This is a genomic window from Ottowia flava (assembly GCF_008017535.1).
Lineage (GTDB): Bacteria > Pseudomonadota > Gammaproteobacteria > Burkholderiales > Burkholderiaceae_C > Ottowia > Ottowia flava.
Window position 1 is genome coordinate 158,226 of sequence record NZ_VRUA01000005.1, and the last position, 24,195, is coordinate 182,420.

The 24,195-nt window shown below is 65.9% G+C and carries 19 protein-coding genes; 4 read left to right on the forward strand and 15 right to left on the reverse strand.

Annotated features, from left to right (window positions below; translation table 11 throughout):
* Window positions 1-78: 78 nt before the first annotated feature.
* Together FVQ98_RS07965 and FVQ98_RS07970 are read right to left on the reverse strand one after the other, a co-directional pair.
* Window positions 79-417, reverse strand: a complete 339-nt coding sequence (locus tag FVQ98_RS07965; protein WP_147912899.1) for an ArsR/SmtB family transcription factor — start codon at window positions 415-417, stop codon at window positions 79-81.
* Window positions 418-468: 51 nt separating this feature from the next.
* Window positions 469-2,082: an ABC transporter permease gene (locus FVQ98_RS07970; protein WP_147912900.1), complete on the reverse strand. Its 1,614-nt coding sequence runs from the start codon at window positions 2,080-2,082 to the stop codon at window positions 469-471.
* Window positions 2,083-2,178: 96 nt separating this feature from the next.
* On the opposite strand from FVQ98_RS07970, the gene FVQ98_RS07975 reads away from it, so the two are divergent.
* The gene (locus FVQ98_RS07975) at window positions 2,179-3,291 is read left to right on the forward strand and encodes an ABC transporter ATP-binding protein (protein WP_147912901.1); all 1,113 of its coding nucleotides are present in this window, start codon (window positions 2,179-2,181) and stop codon (window positions 3,289-3,291) included.
* Window positions 3,292-3,397: 106 nt separating this feature from the next.
* Here FVQ98_RS07975 and FVQ98_RS07980 read toward each other — a convergent pair whose 3' ends face one another.
* The 13 genes from FVQ98_RS07980 to FVQ98_RS08040 all read right to left on the reverse strand — a co-directional run bounded on the left by FVQ98_RS07980 (window position 3,398) and on the right by FVQ98_RS08040 (window position 20,654).
* A complete protein-coding gene (locus FVQ98_RS07980; protein WP_187265674.1) occupies window positions 3,398-5,272 on the reverse strand; it encodes an IPTL-CTERM sorting domain-containing protein in 1,875 nt (624 codons plus the stop codon).
* A gap of 285 nt (window positions 5,273-5,557) precedes the next feature.
* Window positions 5,558-6,310: a lysophospholipid acyltransferase family protein gene (locus tag FVQ98_RS07985; protein WP_370512931.1), complete on the reverse strand. Its 753-nt coding sequence runs from the start codon at window positions 6,308-6,310 to the stop codon at window positions 5,558-5,560.
* Window positions 6,311-6,418: 108 nt separating this feature from the next.
* On the reverse strand, window positions 6,419-7,729 hold the full coding sequence (locus FVQ98_RS07990) for a dihydroorotase (protein ID WP_147912904.1): 1,311 nt from the start codon (window positions 7,727-7,729) through the stop codon (window positions 6,419-6,421).
* Between the two features lie 225 nt (window positions 7,730-7,954).
* Entirely contained in the window at window positions 7,955-8,917 is a 963-nt protein-coding gene (locus tag FVQ98_RS07995; RefSeq protein WP_147912905.1) for an aspartate carbamoyltransferase catalytic subunit, read from the reverse strand.
* Between the two features lie 2 nt (window positions 8,918-8,919).
* On the reverse strand, window positions 8,920-9,420 hold the full coding sequence (gene pyrR / locus FVQ98_RS08000; RefSeq protein ID WP_147912906.1) for a bifunctional pyr operon transcriptional regulator/uracil phosphoribosyltransferase PyrR: 501 nt from the start codon (window positions 9,418-9,420) through the stop codon (window positions 8,920-8,922).
* Window positions 9,417-9,872 carry a Holliday junction resolvase RuvX gene (ruvX, locus tag FVQ98_RS08005; protein WP_147912907.1) on the reverse strand — a complete coding sequence of 152 codons (456 nt, stop codon included), beginning with the start codon at window positions 9,870-9,872 and terminating at the stop codon, window positions 9,417-9,419. The genes pyrR and ruvX overlap by 4 nt, the downstream gene beginning before the upstream one ends.
* Entirely contained in the window at window positions 9,873-10,472 is a 600-nt protein-coding gene (locus FVQ98_RS08010) for a YqgE/AlgH family protein (protein ID WP_147912908.1), read from the reverse strand.
* A gap of 36 nt (window positions 10,473-10,508) precedes the next feature.
* Complete coding sequence (locus FVQ98_RS08015; protein WP_147912909.1) at window positions 10,509-16,757, reverse strand: Hpt domain-containing protein; 6,249 nt, start codon at window positions 16,755-16,757, stop codon at window positions 10,509-10,511.
* A gap of 77 nt (window positions 16,758-16,834) precedes the next feature.
* Window positions 16,835-19,087, reverse strand: a complete 2,253-nt coding sequence (locus FVQ98_RS08020; RefSeq protein ID WP_147912910.1) for a methyl-accepting chemotaxis protein — start codon at window positions 19,085-19,087, stop codon at window positions 16,835-16,837.
* A gap of 18 nt (window positions 19,088-19,105) precedes the next feature.
* Window positions 19,106-19,636 (reverse strand): chemotaxis protein CheW, encoded by a 531-nt coding sequence (locus FVQ98_RS08025; RefSeq protein WP_147912911.1) that lies wholly within the window; start codon window positions 19,634-19,636, stop codon window positions 19,106-19,108.
* A gap of 7 nt (window positions 19,637-19,643) precedes the next feature.
* Complete coding sequence (locus tag FVQ98_RS08030) at window positions 19,644-20,009, reverse strand: response regulator transcription factor (protein ID WP_147912912.1); 366 nt, start codon at window positions 20,007-20,009, stop codon at window positions 19,644-19,646.
* Window positions 20,010-20,020: 11 nt separating this feature from the next.
* Complete coding sequence (locus tag FVQ98_RS08035) at window positions 20,021-20,395, reverse strand: response regulator (RefSeq protein ID WP_147912913.1); 375 nt, start codon at window positions 20,393-20,395, stop codon at window positions 20,021-20,023.
* A gap of 88 nt (window positions 20,396-20,483) precedes the next feature.
* The gene (locus tag FVQ98_RS08040) at window positions 20,484-20,654 is read right to left on the reverse strand and encodes a rubredoxin (protein ID WP_147912914.1); all 171 of its coding nucleotides are present in this window, start codon (window positions 20,652-20,654) and stop codon (window positions 20,484-20,486) included.
* Window positions 20,655-20,772: 118 nt separating this feature from the next.
* Between FVQ98_RS08040 and thiD the strand changes: the two genes are divergently transcribed.
* The 3 genes from thiD (at window position 20,773) to FVQ98_RS08055 (ending at window position 24,132) form a co-directional block, all read left to right on the forward strand.
* A complete protein-coding gene (gene thiD / locus FVQ98_RS08045) occupies window positions 20,773-21,711 on the forward strand; it encodes a bifunctional hydroxymethylpyrimidine kinase/phosphomethylpyrimidine kinase (RefSeq protein ID WP_147912915.1) in 939 nt (312 codons plus the stop codon).
* Complete coding sequence (gene hemL / locus FVQ98_RS08050; RefSeq protein ID WP_147912916.1) at window positions 21,695-23,008, forward strand: glutamate-1-semialdehyde 2,1-aminomutase; 1,314 nt, start codon at window positions 21,695-21,697, stop codon at window positions 23,006-23,008. Before thiD ends, hemL begins: the two co-directional genes overlap by 17 nt.
* A gap of 569 nt (window positions 23,009-23,577) precedes the next feature.
* Window positions 23,578-24,132 carry a hypothetical protein gene (locus tag FVQ98_RS08055; protein ID WP_147912917.1) on the forward strand — a complete coding sequence of 185 codons (555 nt, stop codon included), beginning with the start codon at window positions 23,578-23,580 and terminating at the stop codon, window positions 24,130-24,132.
* The last annotated feature ends 63 nt before the right edge of the window (window positions 24,133-24,195 follow it).

A 24,195-nucleotide genomic window follows, 5' to 3' on the forward strand; every position in this document is an offset into this window, starting at 1 on the left:
CCCGATCCTGCGAAAGGGTTTTAACGCCGCGCATGTGGCAATCACCGCCCTGTTGCATGAACAGGACCGCAGCGCCCTTCAGCACTCGAAGCTGAGGTCTTCCTGCGCCAGTTGCGCGCACACCGCCTTGCAAAGCGTCAGCACGCGTTCGTCGACGATGCGGTAGTAGATCTGCACGCCATCGCGGCGGCGGCCCAGCACCCCGGCTTTGTAGAGCGTGTTCAGGTGTTGGCTCATGTTGGGCTGGGTGGTGGCGATCTGGCTGAGCAGCGCACCCACGTTCTTTTCGCCCGGGCACAGCGCGCTGATGATCTTCAGGCGCGTGGGAGCAGACAGGACGCGAAAAAGCTCCGCCGCACGCTCGAAGACTTCTTCGGTGCGGGTTTCTTCGTCTTCAAAAATGTCACTGTTGACCATGTTCGGACACTCGCGCAGCGGCCGACACCACTATACCCGCGCCAGATCACTTCAGCGCTTGTCCGAACGCAACGTTCTGCTGAGCAGGATCACCGGCACCAGCCCCACCAGCACCAGTGCCAACGAGGGCAGCGCCGCCTCGCCCAGGCGCTCATCGCGCGCCAGCTGGTTGGCCACCACCGCCAGCGTGTCGGTATTGAAGGGCCGCAGCACGATGGTGGCGGGCAGCTCCTTCATGACGTCCACAAACACCAGTAGCGCCGCGGCAAAGCTGGCGCGGCGCAGCAGCGGCCAGTGCACGCGCCCGGCCAGCACGAGGCCACCCGCGCCCAGCATGCGAGCCGATTCGTCCAGGCTGCGCGGCACGCGCGCGTAGCCGCTTTGCATGGACTGCAGCGCCACCGCGACAAAACGCACAAGGTAAGCCCAGACCAGCCCGGTGATGGTCACCGTGATCCAGCCGCCCACGCCGCTTTCGGGCCAGCGCGCCTGCACCCAGCCCACTGGCAGCAGCATGCCGACCACGATCACCGCGCCCGGCACCGCGTAACCCAGCGACACCAGCTGCGCCGCGCTGCGCCGCAACGCATCGGGCGCGCGCCGCACGCTGTAGGCGATGAACCAAGCGGCGCCCACCGCCAGCACCGCCGTGATGGCGCCCAGGCGCACGCTGTTCCAGGCCCAGGTCAGGAATTTGTCCCAGGGCAGCACCGACCAGTCGGCCGCCAGCGGCCGCAGCATGAACAGCACCGGCAGCACGAAACCCATCAGCACCGGCAGCAGGCACAGCACCCAGGCCAACACGCGGCGCCGGCCGTGCAACACGATCGGCCGCGCGTCGCCCGAATTGGCACGCGCCGTCGCACTGCCAACGAAGCGCAGCCGCCGCTGCGCGCGCTGCTCCAGCCAGAGCAGCACTACCACCAGCGCCAGCAGCAGCGTGGCCAGCTGCGCCGCGGCGACGCGGTTGTCCATCGACAGCCAGGCCTTGTAGATGCCCGCCGTGAAAGTCTGAATACCGAAGTAGGCCGACACCCCGTAGTCGGCCAACACCTCCATCAGCGCCAGCGCCGTGCCGGCCGCCACGGCCGGGCGCGCCATCGGCAGGGCGATCTCGCGCACGCGTCGAGGCAGAGAGGCGCCCAGCAGGCGCGCCGCCTCCATCAACTGCGGTGCGCGCTCGGCCAGCGCGGTGCGCGACAGCAGGTAGACATAGGGGTACAGCGAGAACGCAAAGACCCAGGCCGCGCCCCACACGCTGCGCACCTCGGGCAGCAAACGCCCTTCCAGGCCAAATGTGGTGCGCAGCCAAACTTGTAGCGGGCCGGAAAACTGCAGAAAGTCGGTGTACGCATAGGCCGTCACATAGGCCGGCATGGCCAGCGGCAGCAACAGCAGCCATTCGAACGTGCGGCGCCCCGGAAAGTCGAACACCGTCACCAGCAACGCGGCCGGCACGCCCAGGGCGACCACGCCGATGCCCACCATCACCGCCAGTTTCACGGTCACCCAAAGGTATTCGGGCAGCACGGTGGTCGCCATCTCGCGCAGGATCTGGGCCGATGCGGCGTTCCATTGCAGCCACGACGCCCCCACCGCCAGCAACGGCAGCACCAGCACCAAGGCCAGCAGGACAAGCAGGAAGGTCGGCAGCGCGCGCAAGATGGGTTAGTGGGTCGGTCAATGACAGCGCAGCGCGCCTGGCTACAGCCGTTCGTTGCCGAGCCAAATGAGAATTGTACGCATCTACAATCGCCCACCATGTTCCTGCAGATCGACCAGGTCAGCGTCCTCTACCCCGGCGCCGACCGCCCCGCCGTCCACGACGCCTCACTCACCCTGCGCGCGGGCGACATCGGCGTGCTGATCGGCCCTTCCGGCTGCGGCAAGACCACCTTGCTGCGCGCCGTCGCCGGGTTGGAGCGCGTCAGCCACGGCGAGATCCGCCTGGGCGACGAAATTGTCAGCAGCGCGCGCGTGCACCTGCCGCCTGAGCGGCGCCGCATCGGCATGGTGTTCCAGGACTACGCGCTGTTCCCGCACCTTGACGTGGCGCACAACGTCGCTTTCGGTCTGCGCCACCTGAACGCCACCGAGCGCGCCACGCGCGTGGCCGACGTGTTGAAGCTGGTCGACCTTTCCGGCAGTGAAAAGCGCTACCCGCATGAACTGTCCGGTGGCCAGCAGCAGCGCGTCGCCCTCGCCCGCGCCATGGCGCCGTCACCGCGCCTGCTGCTTCTCGACGAGCCGTTTTCCAACCTCGACGTCGACCTGCGCGAGCGCCTGGCGCACGAGCTGCGCGGCATCCTGAAAAACGCCGGCGCCACCGCGCTTTTCGTCACGCACGACCAGCTGGAGGCTTTCGCCATCGGCGACCAGATCGGCGTGATGAACCACGGGCACCTGCACCAGTGGGACGACGCGTACACGCTCTACCATCGGCCGGCCACGCGCTTCGTGGCCGACTTCATCGGCCACGGCGTGTTCGTGCCCGCGCGCATCATTGCCAGCGGCGCCGGCGCGCAGGTCGACACGCCGCTGGGCACGCTGCAGAACCTGACCGACTGCCCGCTGCCCGGCGCCTACCCGAACGGCGACTGCGACCTGCTGCTGCGCGCCGACGACATCGTCCACGACGATGCCGCGCCGGTGCAGGCGCAGATCGTGCGCAAGGCCTTTCGCGGCTCGGAATTTCTCTACACGCTGAAGCTCGCCAGCGGCGAAACCGTGATGGCCCACGTACCCAGCCACCACAACCACCGCGTCGGCGAATGGATCGGCATCCGGCCCGAGGTGGACCACATCGTCACCTTCCCGGCCGAGGCCTCAGCACCGGCGGCCTCACCCGCAGCCTCACCCGCGCGCGCGGCCTGACGCAGCGGGTGCAGGCGCGCTCAGCGCCGCCGCACCCTCAATTTCAAGCCAAATCGCCCTCTGGCCTTACAACCACTTGCGCGACTAGCTTCTGTTTCGATAGCATTCAGGCGCTGCGACGGCGCAGCGCCAGCCCGCCGATCGCCGCGGCCAGCGCGCCCAGCAGCAGCAAGCCCCACTGGCCCAGCGTGGGCACCGGCACCGGCGGCGCGGCGGCAAATACAGCCGCGACCGCACGCGCCTGGTCCATGGTGACGGTGCAGCTGTTGCCCGTGGCGCCGGCGCATGCACCGCCCCAGCTGACGATCTCGCCAGCGGGCGGAGTCGCGGTGAGCGTGACGTTGGGCACCAAGTTGCTGTCGTAGTCGGCCTGGCAAGCTGCGCCGCCCTGGCTGGCGCAGGCGTTGATGCCGCCGGCCAGCGGCGCGGGCGTGGCGCCGGCGCTGACACTGCCGTTGCCGGTGACGGCGACGATCAAGCCGACGGGGAGGGCCGGCGCGGCGGCAAACGCGGCCGTGACCGCACGCGCCTGGTCCATGGTGACAATGCAGCTGTTGCCCGTGGCGCCGGCGCAGGCGCCGCCCCAGGAGACGACCTCGCCGGCGGGTGGCGTGGCGGTGAGCGTGACGTTGGGCACCAAGTTGCTGTCGTAGTCGGCCTGGCAAGCTGCGCCGCCCTGGCTGGTGCAGGCGCTGATGCCGCCGGCCAGCGGCGCGGGTGTGGCGCCGGCGCTGACGCTGCCGTTGCCTGTGACCGCCACAACAACGGTCGCCGCGGTTCGCACCAGCTGCACGGCGCCCGCGTCCAAGCAGGTGCCCGCAGGCACCGCCGAGGTGCGCGGCTGGCCGCGCTGGTCGGTCGTGGTGCCAGCCGGCAGCAGGCTGACGTCGCCCGCGCAAAGGGCCGCGCCTTGCGGCAGCATCGTCTGGGTCAGGCCGCCGTGGTTGCCCAGGGCACCCAGAGGCGCGGCGGTGGTGATGATGGGGCTGGTAGTGCCGTAGGTCGTGGCGTCATCGGCCATGCCAGCGATCGTGTTATTGAAGAAAACGTTGCGGCTACCGGCGATACTCCCCCACAGTGCACCTCCTAAAAATGTCGACACGTTATCCGTGAACACGTTGTTGTCAATGCCCGCGAGCGACACTGCAAAAATTGCCGCACCCCCACTGGCTCGGTTGGCCGAAAATGTGTTGTTCCGGATCGAGGCTGCGCCAACGACAAACACAGCGCCGCCCGGCAGCTCAGCTCGGTTGTCCTCAAAAGTGTTGTTGACTGCGGTGAGCACACTGTCGTTGTTCGCGTTGATGGCCCCACCGCTACTGTCGGCGGCGTTGCCGCTAAAGGTATTGGCTACAAAGGAACCGTTGGAAGCGACACCCCAAACGAATGCGGCGCCTCCGTAAAAGCTCGCACTGTTGTTTTCAAAAGTGGTGTCGGTCACCGCGAGCGTCCCGTTTGAGGCCGCCAAGCCTCCGCCGAAGCCGGCCGTGTTGTTGCGAACCACGCTGTCCGCCAAGCTCAGCGTGGCACCTTGGCTGACATAGACAGCCCCGCCCCAGTCATTCGGATGGTTGCGCTGAGCGCTGCCATCAGCCAAGGTCACGCCGCTGAGCGTGAGGCTGCCCGCAGAAACGGTCAGAATCCGGACCGCGCCCTGGCCGCTCAGCGTCAGCTGGGCTGCGCCAGGGCCATGAATGGTCAGGTTCTTGCTCACCACCAGCTCGGCCACCAAGGGGATGATGCCAGTGCCGCTGAACTGGATGGTGTCGCCCGCCGCTGCGGCGGCGGCGATGGCGTCGCGCAAGGTGGCGCACTGGTTGCCGACGCTGCACGGGGCGGTGGTGGCGTTGTCGCCCACGCTGGTCACCGTCCAGGTGGCGGCCTGGGCGGCGCCGGCGGCCAGCAGGACGGCCTGCAAGACGGCGGCGCGCCGCAGCGCAGAAGCGCGGCGGCGCGAAGAGGTCACGGGACAAGACAACATGCACAGCACCTTGAGCAGGAAGTGGAACGGGGCCGTTCGGTCGGTAGATGGTGCGGCGCCCCGGCGGGCGCTGCCAGGGCCGGATGCCTTTGAGCCGCAGCGGTCCATCGACCTGCGAACAGATGGGGACGAGCCTAGCCGGGATGTTTCAAAGTGCATATCCCTGAAACTGGGTATTTTGGGGCGGGCGGCGGCATGCGACATGGGACCCAAGCCGTGCGGCGGGGTCAGCGACTCCTATAAAAATCGCCCACTAGCCCTACAACCACTTGCGCGACAAGCTATTTATTCAGGAGCAGCCGTGTGCTGGCGCAGGGCAGCGACGCTGGTTTTCAGGGCGGCGGCCCATTCGCGCCGTTCGCGGCCAACGGGCAGCTGCGGCGCGCCGTAGGTCACGACGGCGCGGATGCCGGGGGTGGTCAACGTGCGCCAGACGGAGCCGGCGAGGGTCTGATCACCGATGTAGATGGGCGCCATGCTGATGCGCCCTGTGCGCGCGTCGACGAACTCCAGCGCCACGGGCAAAACCGGCGCGGCGGCCGATACCGCGGCCTGGATCAGGTTGGCGTGAAAGGGCAGCAGGCTTTGGCCGTCGCTGGTGGTGCCCTCGGGGAAGACGCCGACCACTTCGCCGCGCAACAGCGCGTCGCGCATGTGGTGCACCACGCGCAGGGCGTCGCGGCGCGATTCGCGTTCGATGTAGAGCGTGCCGGCCTGGGTGGCCATGTGGCCGATGACGGGCCAGCCTTTGATGTCGGACTTGGCGACAAAGCGGCAGAACCCGGCCGCGTGCAGCACCAGGATGTCGAGCCAGGAGATGTGGTTGGCCACCAGCATGAGCGGCCCGTCCTTGGGCGGCGCGCCATGCACCTGCAGGTCGATCCGCCACACGCGCAGGAAGCCGGCGGCCCAGCGCTGGACTTCGGCCTCGCGCTCAGCCTGGGTCAGTTGCGGAAAGCGCGTGCGGATGGTCCACCAGCCGCGCGCGATGTGCGCGCCGCCGCGCATCAGCAGCCAGGTGGCGGTGAAGACTTTCACGGCTGTTGTGGGCGCGGCCAGATGCGTGCACCGACCCCAAACAAAGGCAGAGGAGTCGTCTGCGCAGCCGCGCATCGCCGCAGCGTGCTGCGCCAGCGTGTCATGGCTTCAGCCACCGTGCGCCAGGTGGCCGCCCACCAGCGTGCACCGCACGCGGCCGGCCAGTTCGTAGCCTTCAAACGGCGTGTGCTTGCCCTGGCTGCGCAGCGCGTCGGGCGCGACGGTCCAGCGCGCTTCGGGATCGAACACGCACAGGTCGGCCACGCCGCCTTCGGCCAGACGGCCGCAGCTGGCCTGCAGTGTGCCCAGTGCGTGGCCCAGCACACGCGCGGGCGCGCTGGTGACGGCGGCCAGCGCGCGCGATTCCGCGCCCTCGCCGGCCGAGGCGCCCCATTTGAGCGCCAGCGGCAGCAGCAATTCGAGCCCGGTGGCGCCGGGTTCGGCCTCGGCAAAGGGCAGGTGCTTGGCGTCGTTTTCGACCGGGGTGTGGTCGGACACCAGCGCGTCGACGGTGCCGTCGAGCAGCGCCGCGCCCAGCGCATCGCGGTCGCGCTGCTGGCGCAGCGGCGGCGTAAGGCGGGTGCGGGTGTCGTAGTAGCCGATGTCGTGGTCGGTCAGGTGCAGCGAGTTGATGCTGATGTCGGCGGTGACGTTGAGACCCTCGGCCTTGGCTTGGCGCAGCAGCTCGACGCCCGCCGCGCTGGACAGGCGCGAGAGGTGCACACGCGGACCGGCGCCGCTGCCGCGCAGGGCGCGCAGCAGTTCGAACAGGGTGTGCAGCGCAATGGTTTCGGCCGTGGTCGGAACACCGGCCAGCCCCATGCGCATGGCCAGCGGGCCACTGGCGGCCACGCCCGTGCCCAGCCAAGGGTCGAGCGGGCGAAACCAGACGGCGTAGCCAAAGGTGCTGGCGTATTGCAGTGCGCGCTGCAGCACCTGGGTGTTGACGATGGGCGCGTCGGCCTGGCCGAAGGCCACGCAGCCCGCGTCGGTCAGCTGGCCCATTTCGGTCAACACCTCGCCCTTCAGCCCGCGCGTGAGGGCGCCCTGCGGGAACACGCGGGCCTGGTGCAGGCGCTCGGCACGGGTGCGCAGCATTTCGACGAGGCCGGGCTCGTCCAGGATCGGGTCGGTGTCGGGCGGGCAGACCAGGCTGGTCACGCCACCGGCGACGGCGGCGGCCATCTCGCTTTCCAGCATGCGGGCGTGTTCGTGCCCCGGCTCGCGCAGGCGCGCCGTGAGGTCGACCAGACCAGGCAGCACCCAGCAGCCGCGCGCGTCGATGGTGCGGTTGGGCGCGAAGTCGGCTGGCGTCTTGCCGATGCCCAGGATGCGGCCGGCAGCGATGGCCACATCGCTCACTTCATCGCGCCCGGTGGCCGGGTCGATCACCCGGCCGTGCTGGATCAGGAGTTTCATGGTTTAAGTGTCAAATCGGCGTCTGGCCCTGGCGCAGCTTGCGCGGCCAGCTATCAATTAAGTAGTTCACACAAGGCCTGATCAGCCCACGCACCCGATCGAATGGCCGCGGAGCAGGCCACGCCAGCAGCCGCCCTGGCCGGGCTTGCACCGGCCAGCGGCGGCGCCCCCTCGAGGGGGGTGGCGCAACAGCGCGCAGCGCGTGGAGCCTGGGGGTGGTCCACGTTATGCCTCGTTGCCCGCGACGATGCTCATGACCGCCATGCGCACCGCAATGCCGAAAGTCACCTGCGGCAGGATCACGCTTTGCTGGCCATCGACCACCTGCGAATCGATCTCGACCCCGCGGTTGATCGGGCCCGGGTGCATGACGATGGCGTCGGGCTTGGCCCAGCGCAGCTTGTCGGGCGTGAGGCCGAAGCTCTTGAAGAATTCCTGGCTGGAGGGCAGCAGCGCGCCGCTCATGCGTTCGTTCTGCAGGCGCAGCATGATGACCACATCGGCGTCCTTGATGCCTTCTTCCAGCGTGTGGCACACGCGCACGCCCATCGGGCCGAAGTCGCCCGGCGCCAGCGTGCGCGGGCCAACCACGCGCACCTCGGCCGCGCCAAGCGTGGTCAGCGCATGGATGTCCGAGCGCGCCACGCGCGAGTGCAGCACGTCGCCCACGATGGCCACCACCAGGTTGGAAAAGTCCTTCTTGTAGTGACGGATGGTGTACATGTCGAGCAGCCCCTGCGTGGGGTGCGCGTGCCGCCCGTCGCCCGCGTTGACCACGTGCACGTGCGGCGCGACATGCTCGGCCAGCAGGTAGGGCGCGCCACTTTCGCTGTGGCGCACGACAAAGATGTCGGCCGCCATGGCGCTGAGGTTGGCCACGGTGTCGAGCAGCGATTCGCCCTTGGCGGTGGACGAGCGCGCGATGTCGAGCGTGTACACGTCGGCCGACAAGCGCGTGGCAGCAATGTCGAACGTGGTGCGCGTGCGGGTGCTGTTCTCGAAGAACAGGTTGAACACGCTCTTGCCGCGCAGCAGCGGCACTTTCTTGACCTCGCGGTCGCTCACGCTGACGAACTGCGCCGCTGTGTCGAGGATGTGCGTGAGGATGTCGCGCGACAGCCCTTCCGTGCTGAGCAGGTGGATCAGCTCGCCGTTCTTGTTGAGTTGCGGGTTGCGTCGGGCCAGCACGGTCACCCCTTGTGTTCGATGCGGAAACTGAAAGACCCGGCATCACCTTGCGCGAGTGCCAGCGACTGCCCCGCCGGCACGGTGACGCGCGCGGCAGCGAAGTCGGCCGCGACGGGCAACTGGCGACCGCCGCGATCGACCAGCACGGCCAGGCGCACCCGCGCCGGGCGGCCGTAGTCGAACAGCTCGTTGAGCACGGCGCGGATGGTGCGGCCGGTGTAGAGCACATCGTCGAGCAACAGGATGTCGGCGCCGTTCACCTCAAACGGCAGGGTGGTTTGGCCGGCAGCGGCGAGGCCCCGCTTGGCAAAGTCGTCGCGGTGCAATGCCGACGAGATGGCGCCGGGCGTGCCTTTGCGGCCCAGGTCGCGCTGCAGCCGCTCGGCCAGCCACTGGCCGCCGGAGACGATGCCGACCAGGCGCGTGTCGGCCGTCAACAGCGGGCGCACACCTTGCACCAGATCGGCATACAGCGCCTCGGCGTCGAGCGCCAGTGAACTCATGGGAGACCCCTCAAGAATTGTTCCAGGATGATGGCGGCGGCGGCGGCATCGGCGTCGAGCGCGCCCTGCGAACGCGCTTCGGTGGTGCTGTAACGCTCGTCCACCTCGTAGACCGGCAAGCCAAAGCGGGCGCGCAACTGGCGCCCGAATTTCTGCGCACGGCGCGTGTTGTCGTGCGCGGCACCATCGGGGTGAAACGGCACGCCGATGACGAGCGCGTCGGGCTGCCATTCCGCAATGCGCGCCTGTACCTGCGGCCAGCGCGCATCGCCTTCAGCGCGGATGGTGGCCTGGGGCGTCGCGGTGCGCGTGATTCGGTTGCCGCTGGCGACGCCGGTGCGCTTCAAGCCAAAGTCGAAGGCGAGGAAACTGGCTTGTGAGGCCGGCACGTCCCATGGTGCCGATACGGAGGCAGGAGCGGCGGCGCCTGGCGCGAGGGCGGGCGCGGCCATTCAGGCGTGCCCCGCGTCGGGCGACAGCATCCAGGCCTCCAGGCCCAGCAAGCGCATGGCACGGTCGTAGCGCTGTTCGATGGGCGAATCGAAGATCACGCTGATGTCGGCATCGACCGTGAGCCAGCTGTTGCCCGCAATTTCAGATTCGAGCTGCCCTTCGCCCCATGAAGAAAACCCCAGGGTGATCAACACGCGACGCGGGCCGCCGCCGCTGGACATGGCTTCCAGCACGTCCTTCGAGGTCGTCATCTCCAGCCCGCCGGGCACCGCCAGCGTCGAGGCGTAGATGGACTCGTCGGCGCCCAGCCCGTCCGCGATCATCGGGTCGTGCAGCACAAAGCCGCGCTCGGTCTGCAGGGGGCCGCCGTGGAAGACGGGCTGTGCGCTCAGCTCCTTGCGGTCCAGCGGGAGATCGACCTTCTCGAACAAGTCGCCCAGGTTGATGTCGCCCGGCTTGTTGATGATCAACCCGAGTGCGCCCCGCTCGCTGTGCTCGCACACGTACACGACGCTGCCGGCGAAGGTCCCATCCTCCATGCCCGGCATGGCGATGAGGAAGTGGTTCGTCAAGTTGATCGGCTGCACAGCATCGGCCATGCACCCGATTCTAGCGGTCGGGCCAGGCCGACCGCGTCACTTGGCGAGCGCCGCGACCGTGGTGTAGCCCTTGATCAGGCCAAGCAGCTCGTCTTCCGAGTACGGCTTGCCGAGATAGTGACTGACGCCCAGCTCGCGAGCGTGTTCGCGGTGCTTTTCCGCGATGCGCGAAGTGATCATGATCACAGGCAAGTCGGCCAGCTTCTCGTCGGCGCGGATGTTGCGCACAAAGTCGAAGCCGTCCATGCGCGGCATCTCGATGTCGGACAGCACAACCGCTGGCCGCTCGGCCTGCAGCCGCTCCAGGCCCTGCAGACCGTCGGCCGCCAAGGCCACGCGGTAGCCTTCGCGCTGCAGCAGGCGCTGCGTGACCCGGCGCACGGTGATGGAATCGTCAACGACCAGCACCAGCGGAATATCCGAGTGCGGGGCCAGCGCAGGCGCCACCGGCTCAACCGGCGCTCCGGGCGCCGCCACAACCTCGGTGCTCGGGATCTGGCCGGTCAGCGCATGGGCCTGCTCACCGTACACCGAGGCCAGCGCCACCGGGTTGTAGATCAGAGCCACGGCACCTGAAGCGAGCGCCGTGATGGCGACCAAGCCCGGCAAGCGCGACAGCTGCGGGCCAAGCGCCTTGACCACGACTTCCTGGTTGCCCAGCACCTCATCCACGTGGACAGCCACCCTCTGTGCGGCTGAGCGGAAAATCACGACGGGAGTCGCTCGGCCCCGCGGTTCGGTGCTGCGCTGAGAACTCTGCAGCAAGGCGCCAGACCAGAAGAACGGCAGCGATTCTTCGCCGTAGCGGTAAACGCCCGAACCGTACGCGTCATCCAGGTCCTTGGCCGGCGCGCGTTGCACGATTTCGACCAGATTGGAAGGGACACCCACGGTCAGCTGGCCAGCGCGCATCATCACCACGTGCGTGACAGCGGTGGTGAGCGGCAACACCAGGCGGAACGCCGAGCCCTGACCTTCGCGAGAACTGGTCTCGATGCGTCCGCCAAGCGATTGGACCTCGGTGCGCACGACGTCCATGCCAACTCCACGGCCGGCGAGTTCGGTGACTTCGGTGGCGGTCGAGAATCCGGGCGAGAAGATCAGGTTGCCGACCTCAGCGTCGCTCAGCTCGCGATCGGCGGAGATAAGCCCCTGCTGCAGCGCACGCTCACGAATGCGGCGCAGATTGAGGCCGGCACCGTCGTCGCGGAACTCGACGGCCACGTCGTTTCCTGCCTGCTGCACCTCAATGGCAATCAGACCGATCGAATCCTTGCTTCGCGCTGCGCGCATGGCCTGATTTTCGATACCGTGCACAACACAGTTGCGCAGCAGATGCTCGAAAGCGGGCGTCATCCGGTCCAGGATGCCGCGGTCCATTTCGATCGAGCCACCGCTGATGTCCAGGCGGACCTGCTTGCCGGTCTCCTTGGAGGCCTGACGGACGACGCGGTACAGGCGCTCGGAAATGCCTTCGAACTCCACCATGCGCGTGCGCAGCAGGTCGCGCTGCAGTTCCCGCGACTGGCGCGCCTGCGCCGCAAGGTCGTCTTCACTGGCTTCGATCGCGCGCTGCAGGCTCCGCTGCACAGTGGCCACGTCGTTAACCGACTCAGCCATCATCCGTGTCAGTTCCTGCATCCGCGTGAAGCGGTCAAACTCGAGCGGATCGAAGTTCTGCTGTGCGTCCTTCGACAAAGCCAGCCGCGACTGCATCTGCGTTTCTGCCTGCAATTCAACGTCGCGAAGCTGAACACGCAACCGCTCCAGGTTGCCGGTCAGCTCGCTCAGCGAATTGCGCAGTTGACCGACTTCAGATTCCAGCCGCGCCCGCGATGTCATCAGCTCGCCAGCCTGAGCCACGAGCCGATCCAACAACTGGCTCCGCACGCGCACCGACTGGCCAGCTGCCACGCGCGCTGACACCAGGGACAAGGGCGCTGGCAGCGCCACTTCGCCCATCTCCAGGGCCGGCCGCTCCTTCGGCAGCTCGACAGTCGGGCGCCCCACCGATTCGGCGGTTTCGGTCGGCGCCACATCTGCAACCTGAACAGGCAACTCGACACCGGGCGCTGACGCACCTACGTCTTCACCTTCGACGCCGACTTCGCCGACTTCGCCGACTTGAAGGCGCTTGAACGCGGTCTGCAGTTCATCCAGATGGTCGAGCAAGGGCTCGATATCGTGTGCACCGATGCCATCGATACCGATCGTTTCAATCGCCGACTCCGTACGGTGCGCCATTTCTCCCAGGCGCAAAGCACCGGCGAGGCGCGCGCTGCCCTTGAGCGTGTGCAAGGCGCGAAGTACCTGACCGCGCGGACCGCGCTCCTGCGGATGCGCATGCCATTCGCGCATGGCCGCACTCAGCTGCGGCATCAACTCCTCCGCCTCTTCCTCAAAAATCGGGAACAGGTCGGGGTCAACAGCATCAACCACATCGATGTCGTCGGCAATGCTTGCAGCACTCACCTCGACGGAGACGAACGGCGACTGAACGACAACCGGGCGTGCCGGCACAACTGCCTGGATGGGCGCCGCCGCATCCGGCGTCATTTCCGGTTCTGCGGCTGGCGGCAAATCGCCAACGGTAGGCTCCAGCGACTGAACACGCTGTAGCACGTCGGCGGCCGGCGCCTTGAGAATGCCGGCCGCGAACTGGTGAAGCACACGCCGAATATCCTCGGCCGCCTCATTGAGCACAGACGCCTGTTCAGCCGTCCCATAGGGTTGGCCATGCAGGCGCTCCAGAGCGTGCTCCACGGCACGCGACAAATCAGACAAGGCCGCAAAACCGACCGTGGCGGAGCTGCCCGCGAGCGAGTGCGCCCGAGCGATCGCGCGCTCGGGGACCGGGTGATCCAACTCCATGGCCCACTCGGACAACTCGGTAATGAGCTGCCGAGACCATTCATCGGCCTCGTTCAGATAGACGTTGTACAGCGGAACACTGATCCGCAGATCGCCAATCTGCCTGACCAAATCTTCATCAGCATCGCTCACCAATTTGGCGGCAAGGTTTTCCTCGTTGTGTGGCGTCTCAGGCGCGACGGCATGCGATGCTTCTACAGGATCCTCTTCGACGCTCGCAGGCGTCGCGAAATCCAATTCGCCCAAGTCCAGTGCCAGCAGATCGTCTGCTAACGACGCGCCCCCGTCGGCCGGCCGGGGGATCTCATCGTTGGCTCCACTGCTTTCTGCAGCGTCAAACAGCTCGATGACGGGTGTCGCCTCAACGAAGGAGTCAACCTCGTCCGAGCGGCTCTCAGCGGTCGATTCAACTGGTGCATCCAGCGAGGCAAAGTCCAACTCGCCCAACTCAAGCCCGACGATAGGCTCATCCGTCGCCAGGACGGCGACACCTTGAACACCTTCTGCGTCGCCTTGAAACTCTTCAGCCTCATGCTTGGGCAGGAGGACGCCGTCAACCGCCACCGGCTCCGACACTGGAACGACGGAGCCGTCCAGATCGACCGCTTCGATGGTCCCTTCGAGGTCAAAATCCTCGTCCGACCACTCCGGCACGTCCGACGCGAACATAGGCGAGGAAGCGTCCGGCGTCCGCTGCTCAGGCTCGGGAGGCAGGCTGAGGTCAGGCAGTTCGAATCCGGCGAGCGCGGGAAGACTGTCTGGCGTCCTAGATGCTGGCTGTGCCAGTTCGCCAATCAACCGCGTGTCGCTGTCTTGGGACTCAGGTGCCTCAACGCTCAACGCCGCGTCGGTGCCGTCTTGGCCACCGATGATGCTTAGATCAACCGACGGCGTGTTAGATGCAGGCTTGACCACTTCGCCCGGCAACATCAGGGGCAACTGCTGTCCATCCTGGCGAAGAGCGTCCGCCACCAATTGGAAGGGCGCCGCCTGCCAATGATCGGCGCGCTTGCCCGCGATATCCTCGATCCAGCCAGCAAACCCTTGCAAGGTCTCACCAGCCACGGCGGCGAGGGCCTCAGATGCAGGCTTCTGTTCCGCCAGCCAGGCATTTAGGACCTGCTCCATGGACCAGGCCGCTTCTCCAAACTCGGACAGCCCAACCATGCGTGAACTGCCCTTGAGCGTATGGAACGCCCTTCGCAGAGTGGTCAGTTGCTCGCCGTCCGCAGGTGCGTTGCGCAGAACCGCAACGGCCTCCTGCCCATTCTGAACCACCTCACGCGCCTCTTCGAGGAAGATGTCAAGGAGATCATCGTCATCTTCAAATCCTGTTTCGGCCGAAGGGCCAACAGCCAAAGGTGGGGCTGGCGCCCCAGCAGCGGCGGACACGGATTCCAGGGCACCAGGAAGTTGGTCGCTGTCCTGACGCCGCGCGAGATCGGCCGCATGAGCGGCGGCCTGCGCCAGCGCCGGCTTCTCCTCGAGCGCAGCCCGGGCAGCCAGTTGCTCAAGTTGGCCAGGCAGCACCTCTGGCTCCAACTCGCTCAACCGGTCGAAATCGGAGGCTGGTCCAACGTCATCGGACAAATCCAGTTCAAGGTCGAGAACCTGCGGCTTGACGGCGTCGACGGCTGGCACCTTCTCACGCCCGGACACATGGCGCAACTCCCCTGCGTCGACATCGAAGACGAACAGACGGCGCGCCAAGACGGGCTGATAACCCATCATATCGATCAGGAAGCCGAGCGCACCTGCGTTGGTCCCGAGCTTTTCGAACTGCGCCGTACTGCCAGAAGGGGCTGGCTCTTGATCGGACGTGAGCAAGCTTTCCACGGTCTCGCGCATGCGCGTGACCGCCAACGCTGCCTGATCCAGCCCAAGAACCGACAGCACACCCTTCATTTGACCCATCAGCCCAGGGACAGAGTTCAACACGTCCTTGTTGACAGGATGACGGAAGAACTGGTCCAGATGCTGTTCTATCTCGCTCAGCGTCGCGCGCAATTCGCCAATCACCGTACCCATGGTCTGGCGATCACTGAAGCTGCGGTAGAGCTCCTCCATCCACGGCTCCAGCGCAGGCGCTGCGTGGTGGGTCCGCACCGCGTCGAGTCGCTCCGCCAGCTGGATCAACCGTTGAGTGAACAGCGCATCTGCGGGCTGAAAGTCCGTGAAGGATGCTTCCAAGAAAAGAACGGCTGTCGCTGTCTCCATGGACAGCTCTGGACTGGGGGGTTGTGCAGAATGGGCAACTTGCTGGGCCACGCGCGTCAGCGCATCCGACATAGGTCGACCGTTGGCGTGCAGCTTGTTGAGCGACTCGACCACCAAGCCGAACTGATCGACACAGGCCTTGAGACGGGCCATGTCACCCCCAGCGAGGGCAGACCAGTTTTCCTTGACCGATTCAACTCGCCGACGAGCCTGAGCCAGAACCGCGGGATCATAGAGTCCGAACGCAGGCTCCTCGTACGTCACGGGCAAGTAGCTATCAAGCCCCCAGGCCTGCTTCACTGCCGCAACGACGGGCGCTGGCGAACTAGCAGCTGGCCGAGATTGCGCAACGAAGAACAGCAGATCTTGGGCGAGCCGCTCCGACACGCTTTGATCGCCGCGAGCGAGCGACGTGTACTGAAGCAAGATGCGCGATGCCGCCCTCTTGGCGTAGACATCCATCGGCACCAGAGCCTTGGCAAGCGCTTCAAAAAACGCAGCCGACAACTTCCAGAAGATCACCGGATGGCGTGCGGCTTCGCCATCCGCCAGACCGAGCGCAATGACACCAAGTTCTGACGCCGCGTTGACGTCCCCCCGCTTCATGATCTTGAGAACACGCTGGTCGAGGCGGCCACGAATCTCGGGACCGTAGGCGATGCGTTGAGCAGCCGCCGGCGTCGCTGGATCTGCCCATTGCCATGCGTGATCCCACAAGTCCGCCGGATGGATGCGGTCGGCGCCGGCCATCTCCAGCATCTGCCTGTATTGCGGAAACAGGCCGAGCGCTGCGCGCGGCTTGTCGCTCAGCTGGTTTTCAAGGTAGTCAACCAGAGCGAAGCCCGCATGCTCCAGCTTGGCAGCATCGGCCTCGGTGCAGGATTCGGGGCGGAGCACATATTGCTGCACCGCCGTTTCCATGGCGCGCACCATTTGTGCGGCAACACTCTGGCCCACCATCTCCAGCGCACCCACCACCTGGTGCAGATGCTGACGGGCAATCCGAAGCTGACTTGCGTCGACGGCTGCAAGGTCCACACCCCGTGCGGCCTCCGCATCACGTGCATAGCGCTTGAGCGACTTGGTCGCAAGGTCAATCGACTTCCGCGTCTCGTCAAGAACCCAGGCCAGCGGCCCAAGGTCACCTGCCACGAAACCGCTCGACTCCTCGGTCCTGATCTGGCCGTTCGTCACCATGGATTCTTGTACTCCGAAAGCAAACCCGATTCCTTGTTACAGGACCGGCCCGCGCAATGGGCGGGCGCCGCTGTCACTCAGGCGATCTTGAAACGCGCCACCGACTGGCGCAGTTCGTCGGCCATACGGGCCAGTTCGCGAACTTGGTTGGCCGTCGTCCGGGTGCTCTCGCCAGTCTGCTCCGTCACCGCAAAAATGTGCTGGATATTGCTAGCCACCTCGTTCGCCTGACCGGCCTCCTTGGAAGCCGAAGACGAAATCTGTTCAATCAGGTCGGCCAGCTTGCGTGACACCTGGTCGATCTCGGACAGGGCCGTACCAGCATTGTCCGACAGCCGTGCTCCTTCCACCACACCCTGCGTGGAGCGCTCCATGGCGGCCACCGCATCCTGCGTGTCCGTCTGAATCGCCTTCACCAGCGCTGCAATCTGTCGCGTGGCGTCGCCAGAGCGCTCGGCCAGTCGCTGAACCTCTTCTGCAACCACCGAGAAGCCTCGGCCTGCTTCACCGGCAGACGCGGCCTGGATGGCAGCGTTCAGTGCCAACACGTTCGTCTGCTCCGTAATGTCGGCAATCAGTTCGGTGATTTCACCAATCTCCTGCGACGATTCGCCCAGCCGCTTGATCCGCTTGGACGTTTCCTGAATTTGGTCGCGAATGGCATTCATACCGCCGATGGCGTTCTGCACCGCGGTCAGGCCCGATTCTGCGGCCATCAGAGATTGGCGAGCCACCGAAGCCGACTCCTGCGCCTGAGAGGACACGTCGTTAATGCGTGCTGCCATGTCCAGAACCGACTGGCCGGTTTCGCGAATTTCGCGCAGCTGCTCGGTCGACGTGGCGAGCAGTTCGGTCGACGTGGATTCCACACGCGACGTCGTCTGGGCAACTCGTGTTGCCGTGCTCTGCACGTTGCCCACCAGTGAGCGCAGTTCCTCCACCGTGTAGTTCACGGAGTCTGCGATGGCACCAGTAATGTCTTCAGTCACCGTGGCTTCCTGCGTCAGATCGCCTTCGGCCACCGTCTGCAACTCGTTCATCAGGCGAAGAATGGCAGCCTGGTTGGCGTCGTTGACGCGCTTGCTTTCCTGCTGCTGCTGCTCAGCAGAGTGGCGCTGCAGTTCTGCCAGTCCCTGGCGTTGTCGACTTTCACGCAACTGCACGTAACCGAAGCCCACCGCAGCAAGCACGGCTACCAGTGCAGGCACCACCAGCATAAGGAAGCTTTCCCAACTCAAACCAGATGCCGACGACAGGCTGGTCTGCAGGGCTTCCAGGTCTTTGCGCAATGGTTCGCTGTCGGCGACCACGGCGGTCTGTGCTTCGCGCGCAGACACCAAGCCCTGCAGGTTGCCTAGGATGCCGCCGGCCAAAGTACGCGTTTCCTCGTACATCTTCAGCAGCGCACCCAGACGCTCGCGGGTCTGTTCGTCACGTGCCGGGGCCAGACGCAGTTCCTGACTGCCGTCCAGCAGGCCCTGGGCGATTTCCCTGAAGGAGTTCAGATCCTTGCCCAACAGGAACACGGCCTCGGGGCTCACGCCTTCCATAGTCATGAATTCGTTGGCAGACTTGCCGATGCGCTGGGTCAACATCACCAGCTGGCCGGCAGCCGAAATTTCGGCAGGCGGGGCATTCTGTTGCAGCTTCAGCGAGGAGATGGTTTCGGCCACCTCGAGCAGATCAGACGACTGGCGCCCCACCGAACGCAATGAGGAACCAACCTGGGTCAGGGTTTTTTGCTGGCCGAGCACCACTGCAGCATTCTTATCGGCACGGTCTACCAGCGTAGATATCTTGCTCAACGCATCAGCGTGGCTGGCATCCAGCGGCGTCACCATGGCATTGCCGCTCTTGAGACCCTCGACGTTGCTCGTGAGCGCTGCCGAACTCTCCTTCAGTTCCGCAAAAGCTTCTGGGCTACCGACCAGCGCCTGCGACACCGACTTCGCCACCCGTTGCGACTGCATCAGCGCCTGGCCCGTTGCACCCACCTGCGCAGCGGCGCGGTTGGTCTGCGATACCACCCAATACACCGCCGCCGTCAGCACGAGGAACGACAGCACCAGGAGGATCGAAAGAATTCGCTGGTGCTGCGCGGCAGTGCGCGTACCGAGTACCGGGACCGCGAACACCTCCTCATTCGACACGGGCTGCTCGTCGGGCTCCTCCATGGCCGAAATCATGACGGTGCTGTCCATAGGAACGCGCGATTCATAGTCAGACGCCGGTGGCGCCACGCGCGCGCCATCCTGCATGGCGAGTTCCTCGCCTTGGGCGAGGCCATCCTGCGGCTTTTTCTTGAACAGATTGGAAAGAGGGTTTGCCATGATGAAACCTTGGATTAACTAGACGCCAATACCGAGAAACGGCTGATGCTGTGACAGAGCCTGCAGGTTGATTTCCTGCCACTGGGCGCCATCCAGATCGATGAAGGTTGGACCGAAATAAGGCGGCAACTCTCCGTCCGCCGGGGACGACGAAGCGAATGCCTCTGCCGTGCGCAAGCCCTGGAGTCGGTCGACGAGCACTGCGCAGTTGGTATCCAGCATGGGATTCAGGGCCACCAGGCGCGACTGGGAGAGTTCCAGTTCGCTGCGCCGGATCGCGTCGCCGGCTTCGACAAACGCGGCCAGATCCACCACACCATGCAATCCACCGCGCAGGTTGGCTACACCCAAGAACCACTCATGCGTGTAGGGCACCGATTGGACGTCGGTCCACGAAAATATCTCGCCAGCGTGGCTGAGAGGAAACAACAGGCGCCGGGAGCCGGCCTCGACGGCCAGCCATGACGCCGACACACCCGACATGCGCGCGGATTGAAGGCGTTGAGCCAGACGGCTCTGGAATTCCCGAAGGGCCTGCTTGTTCGACATGCCGCAATCAGCCCAGCGCCTTGATCTTGGCCATCAACTCGGCCTGATCCACCGGCTTGGTGATGTAGTCGCGTGCGCCTTGGCGCATGCCCCAGACGCGGTCGGTTTCCTGGTTCTTGCTGGTACACATGATGATGGGCACGTCGGCAAACCTGGGGTCGCGGGCAATCGCCCGGGTAAGCTGAAAGCCGTTCTGGCCGGGCATCACCACATCCATCAGAATCAGGTCGGGTTTGGCCGCCTCCAGGCGGCGGTGCGCATCCTCTGCGTTCTCGGCCGACGTCACGCTGTAGCCAGCCTTCTTGAGCATCTCGCTCAGGAACATGATTTCCGTCTTGGAATCGTCCACGATCAGGACATTGCGAATCGTCATTTCAGTTCTCCTCAGTTCGCCGCGCCAAACTGCTCTACCGCCTGCAGCAGTTGGTCCTTGGTAAATGGCTTGGTCAGGTAGTCCTGCGAGCCCACCATCCGACCTCTGGCCTTGTCGAAGACGCCATCTTTGGACGACAGCATGACAATGGGCGTAGCGGAGAACTTTTCGTTACGCTTGATGATCGCGCAGGTCTGGTAACCATCCAAGCGTGGCATCAGGATGTCGCAGAAGATCAGATCGGGCTGGGCATCGTTGACCTTGGCCAGCGCATCGAAGCCATCCTCCGCAAGCATGACCTCATGGCCACCCTGCTTGAGGAAAATCTCGGCGCTGCGCCGAATGGTGTTGCTGTCATCAATGACGAGCACGCGCTTTTGAGCCATTGAACCCTCACGACCTTGTTTCTGTACCGGGTGACCGAAGCCAGCCGCCCTTACCTGCACACAGAACCAGACCGAGCTCCTGGGGAGCTCAGATCTGAACCATTTCGAAATCGTCCTTCCTGGCCCCGCACTCGGGGCAAGTCCAGTTCATGGGCACTTCCTCCCATGGCGTCCCTGGCGCGATACCATGATCGGGCGCGCCCTCACTCTCCTCGTAGAGCCAGCCGCAGATCAAACACATCCACGTCCTTGAATTCATTACAGCTTAAGTTGCACGTGCGTAGAATGCAATTGATTGTATCCAGCGGTGTTGTAAGCGCTCGGCACTTTGTCGCATCAAGGCGCCGAAATACTGTCTGATGTTGCCTGATGGCCTAATGCAAGTGATGCAACCGTCGCAAGATAACGACAAGTCAGCGCACACACCCGGCGAAGACACCCTTCCCTGTGTACTCAGCTTCAACGCCAACGACGCCGTGGGTGCTGGCGGCCTGACCAGCGACGCTCTGGTCATGGCCTCCATCGGCACGCATGCGCTGCCGGTGGCGACTGGCGCCTACCTGCGCGACACGCGCGACGCGTCCGGCTGGGTCGCGTTCCCCGCCTCCGCCATAGACGAGCAGGCGCGCGCGGTGGCGGAGGACGTCCCGCTGCAGACCATCAAGGTAGGTTTTCTGGGCAGCGCCGAAGCGGTGGCGATGGTGGCGGCGTTTGCTGCCGACTACGCCGACGTGCCTGTCATCGCCTTTCTGCCCGACCTGTCGTGGTGGGATGAGCCGGAGATCGAAACCTACCTTGACGCCCTGCGCGACCTGCTGCTGCCCCAGACCGCCGTGTTGGTGGGCAACAACACCACGCTGCGGCACTGGCTGCTGCCGGAGTCGACCACCGACCGGCGCGCCCGGCCCACCGAGCTGGCCCGCGCTGCCGCCGCGCACGGCGTGCCCTACCTGCTGGTCACGGGCCTGGCCCTGGAAGGCGACCGGGTCGGCAATGTGCTCGCCTCGCCGGATGCCGAACTGTTCAGCCAGGCCTTCGAGCGCATCGAAGCCGGCTTCATGGGCGCAGGCGATATCCTCTCGGCAGCCTTGGCGGCCCTGCTGGCCACTGGCAGCGAGCTGACGCATGCCACCGCCGAGGCACTGCAGTACCTGGACCAGGCGCTGGACCACGGTTTTCACCCCGGCATGGGTCGCGCCGTAGCCGACCGCCTGTTCTGGGCCGAATCCGACGACCCGGCCGAGGCCGAGGGCGATGCCCCGCAGGGCGAACCCCCGATTCACATCCCCAACCCTTCCAATGACATCCAACACTGATCTGAACGACGCCCTGATGGCGCGCGCGCGCCTCGTGATCCCGGGCGGCGTCAACTCACCCGTGCGCGCCTTCCGCGCCGTGGGCGGCACGCCCCGCTTCGTGCAGCGCGCCCACGGCGCCTATTTCTGGGACGCCAACGACCAGCGCTACATCGACTACATCGGCTCCTGGGGCCCGATGATCCTGGGCCACGGCCACCCGGCTGTGCTGGAAGCCGTGCGCAAGGCGGCCGAACAAGGCTTTTCGTTCGGCGCGCCGACCGAGCGCGAGATCGAGCTGGCCGAGGAAATCCTCTCGCTCGTGCCGTCGATGGAGATGGTGCGCCTGGTCAGCTCCGGCACCGAGGCCGGCATGAGCGCCATCCGCCTGGCGCGCGGCGCCACCGGCCGCGACAAGATCATCAAGTTCGAGGGCTGCTACCACGGCCACGCCGATGCGCTGCTGGTCAAGGCCGGCTCGGGTCTGGCGACCTTCGGCAACCCCACCAGCGCCGGTGTACCGCCCGAAGTGGTGCAGCACACCCTGGTGCTCGAGTACAACAACGTCGCCCAGCTGGAGGAGGCCTTTGCCGAGCACGGCCCTGCCATCGCCGGCCTGATCATGGAGCCGATCGCCGGGAATATGAACTTCGTGCGCGCCAGCGTCGAATTCACCCGCCGCTGCCGCGAGCTGTGCACCCAGCACGGCGCGCTGCTGATCTACGACGAGGTCATGACCGGCTGCCGCGTCGCCCTGGGCAGCGCGCAAAGCGTGTACGCGCAGGCGATCCCCGGCTTCGAGCCCGACATCACCGTCATGGGCAAGGTCATCGGCGGCGGCATGCCGCTGGCGGCCTTCGGCGGCAAGCGCAGCGTCATGGAACAGCTCGCGCCGCTCGGCCCCGTTTACCAAGCCGGCACGCTGTCGGGCAACCCCGTCGCCACCGCCTGCGGCCTGGCCACGCTGCGCGAGATCAAGCGCCCGGGCTTCTTCGAGTCGCTCAGCGCCAAGACGCAGCGCCTGGTCGACGGCCTGAAAACCGTCGCCGCCGAAGAAGGCGTGCCCTTCGTGGCCGACTGTCAGGGCGGCATGTTCGGCTTCTTCCTGCTGCCCACGCTGCCGCAGAACTACACCGAAGTCATGAAGAGCAACGGCGAGCACTTCAACCAGCTGTTCCACGCCCTGCTCGACCGCGGCGTGTACATCGCCCCGGCGCTGTACGAGGCGGGCTTCGTGAGCGGCGCCCACAGCGACGCAGACATCGACGCCACCCTGGACGCGGCACGCGAAGCCTTCCGAGAACTACCAAAAGCATAGCTGGCCGCGCAGTTGGTTGTAGGGCTGACGGCCAAAAAGACCACTTGATCGATCCTTGGCCAGCATCTCCGGCCTTGCCCATTCACCGCGCCACGTGCGGCCCGCCACAAGCCGCCAGTGCGCGGGCAGCGCCGCCGAGGCGCCAGCCAACGAGCGACCGCGTCAAGCGGTGCGCTTCAAAATAGCTAGCGGACCGCGCAGGTGGTTGTAGGGTCGAGGCGAATTTTCCCTTGCACCCGCAGCCGGAGCGCCGCGCCCTTTCGCGTCGCAACGCGCGCCAACCACGCGTCCTGCACCGCGCACGCCGATCGCACGCCGCATCGCGCATCTGCTTCCAATAGCGTAGCTGCTCGCGCAGATGGTTGTAGGGCCACAGGCTCATTTCATTGTCAACCTGCGTTAGCCCAACGCGCCGCCCCACGCTTCGCCCGGCCTTATTTCGCAGTCCGAGCCCAGCAGCGTTGCGCGCCGCGCCGAGCGCGTGATTTTGTCGACGTTCGCGCGCAACAGTGGGCCACAGCGGGCGGCCGATTGGGTATGCTGCGGCGACTTCGCCCAAAGGTAACCGAATGAAAACACCCGCTCTGCTTCTGCTGGCCGCGCTGATGGCCGTTTCCACCGCCGCGCCTGCCAAAGGCATCAAGATCCGCAGCGGCGGATCGCACCACAGCACCTCACACAGCGAGCCGTCCACTTCAATCCACCTGCCGCGCACGCACACCAACAGCCCGTCGGAGGCGGCGCCCAGCGAGGCCAGTCAGCAGGCCGCCGCACAAGCCGCCAGTGTGCAAGCCGAAGCCAAGGCCAAGCGCGCCGCTGCGATGAACGAGCGCCTCAACGCCGAGTTGGCCGCGCAGCGCGCCGCCACTCCAGCCGCCGCGCCGGTCGGCACCCTCATGGCCAAGGCGCCGGCCGCGGAGCCCGTGACACTGGCCGCCAACGAAAAACGCCTGACCCAACCCGTCGCCGTGGGCAAAGTCGCCGCCATCACGCCCGCCGCTGGCGCGGACATCACCACCCTGGTGCCACGCGATTCATCCCAACGGCACAACAACGACCTGCGTCGCGACGACCGCTACAACGGCCGCGGCGTGAACTGCTCGCTGTACCCGTCGCGCTGCTGAGCGCACGGCCTGGCCCCGAGCTGATCGCACCCTTCCAAGAAAAAGAACGGCCCAGCCGCTCTT

Coding starts and splice junctions, on each gene's coding strand:
- FVQ98_RS08025 (WP_147912911.1), bottom strand. CDS start 19,636: ATGTCGAACAAGCAGGCCCTTCGGGAATTCCAGAGCCGTCTGGCTCAA.
- FVQ98_RS07975 (WP_147912901.1), top strand. CDS start 2,179: ATGTTCCTGCAGATCGACCAGGTCAGCGTCCTCTACCCCGGCGCCGAC.
- FVQ98_RS08015 (WP_147912909.1), bottom strand. CDS start 16,757: ATGGTGACGAACGGCCAGATCAGGACCGAGGAGTCGAGCGGTTTCGTG.
- FVQ98_RS08010 (WP_147912908.1), bottom strand. CDS start 10,472: ATGGCCGATGCTGTGCAGCCGATCAACTTGACGAACCACTTCCTCATC.
- thiD (WP_147912915.1), top strand. CDS start 20,773: ATGCAAGTGATGCAACCGTCGCAAGATAACGACAAGTCAGCGCACACA.
- FVQ98_RS08035 (WP_147912913.1), bottom strand. CDS start 20,395: ATGGCTCAAAAGCGCGTGCTCGTCATTGATGACAGCAACACCATTCGG.
- hemL (WP_147912916.1), top strand. CDS start 21,695: ATGACATCCAACACTGATCTGAACGACGCCCTGATGGCGCGCGCGCGC.
- FVQ98_RS08020 (WP_147912910.1), bottom strand. CDS start 19,087: ATGGCAAACCCTCTTTCCAATCTGTTCAAGAAAAAGCCGCAGGATGGC.
- pyrR (WP_147912906.1), bottom strand. CDS start 9,420: ATGAGTTCACTGGCGCTCGACGCCGAGGCGCTGTATGCCGATCTGGTG.
- FVQ98_RS08030 (WP_147912912.1), bottom strand. CDS start 20,009: ATGACGATTCGCAATGTCCTGATCGTGGACGATTCCAAGACGGAAATC.
- ruvX (WP_147912907.1), bottom strand. CDS start 9,872: ATGGCCGCGCCCGCCCTCGCGCCAGGCGCCGCCGCTCCTGCCTCCGTA.
- FVQ98_RS07990 (WP_147912904.1), bottom strand. CDS start 7,729: ATGAAACTCCTGATCCAGCACGGCCGGGTGATCGACCCGGCCACCGGG.
- FVQ98_RS08055 (WP_147912917.1), top strand. CDS start 23,578: ATGAAAACACCCGCTCTGCTTCTGCTGGCCGCGCTGATGGCCGTTTCC.
- FVQ98_RS08040 (WP_147912914.1), bottom strand. CDS start 20,654: ATGAATTCAAGGACGTGGATGTGTTTGATCTGCGGCTGGCTCTACGAG.
- FVQ98_RS07980 (WP_187265674.1), bottom strand. CDS start 5,272: ATGTTGTCTTGTCCCGTGACCTCTTCGCGCCGCCGCGCTTCTGCGCTG.
- FVQ98_RS07965 (WP_147912899.1), bottom strand. CDS start 417: ATGGTCAACAGTGACATTTTTGAAGACGAAGAAACCCGCACCGAAGAA.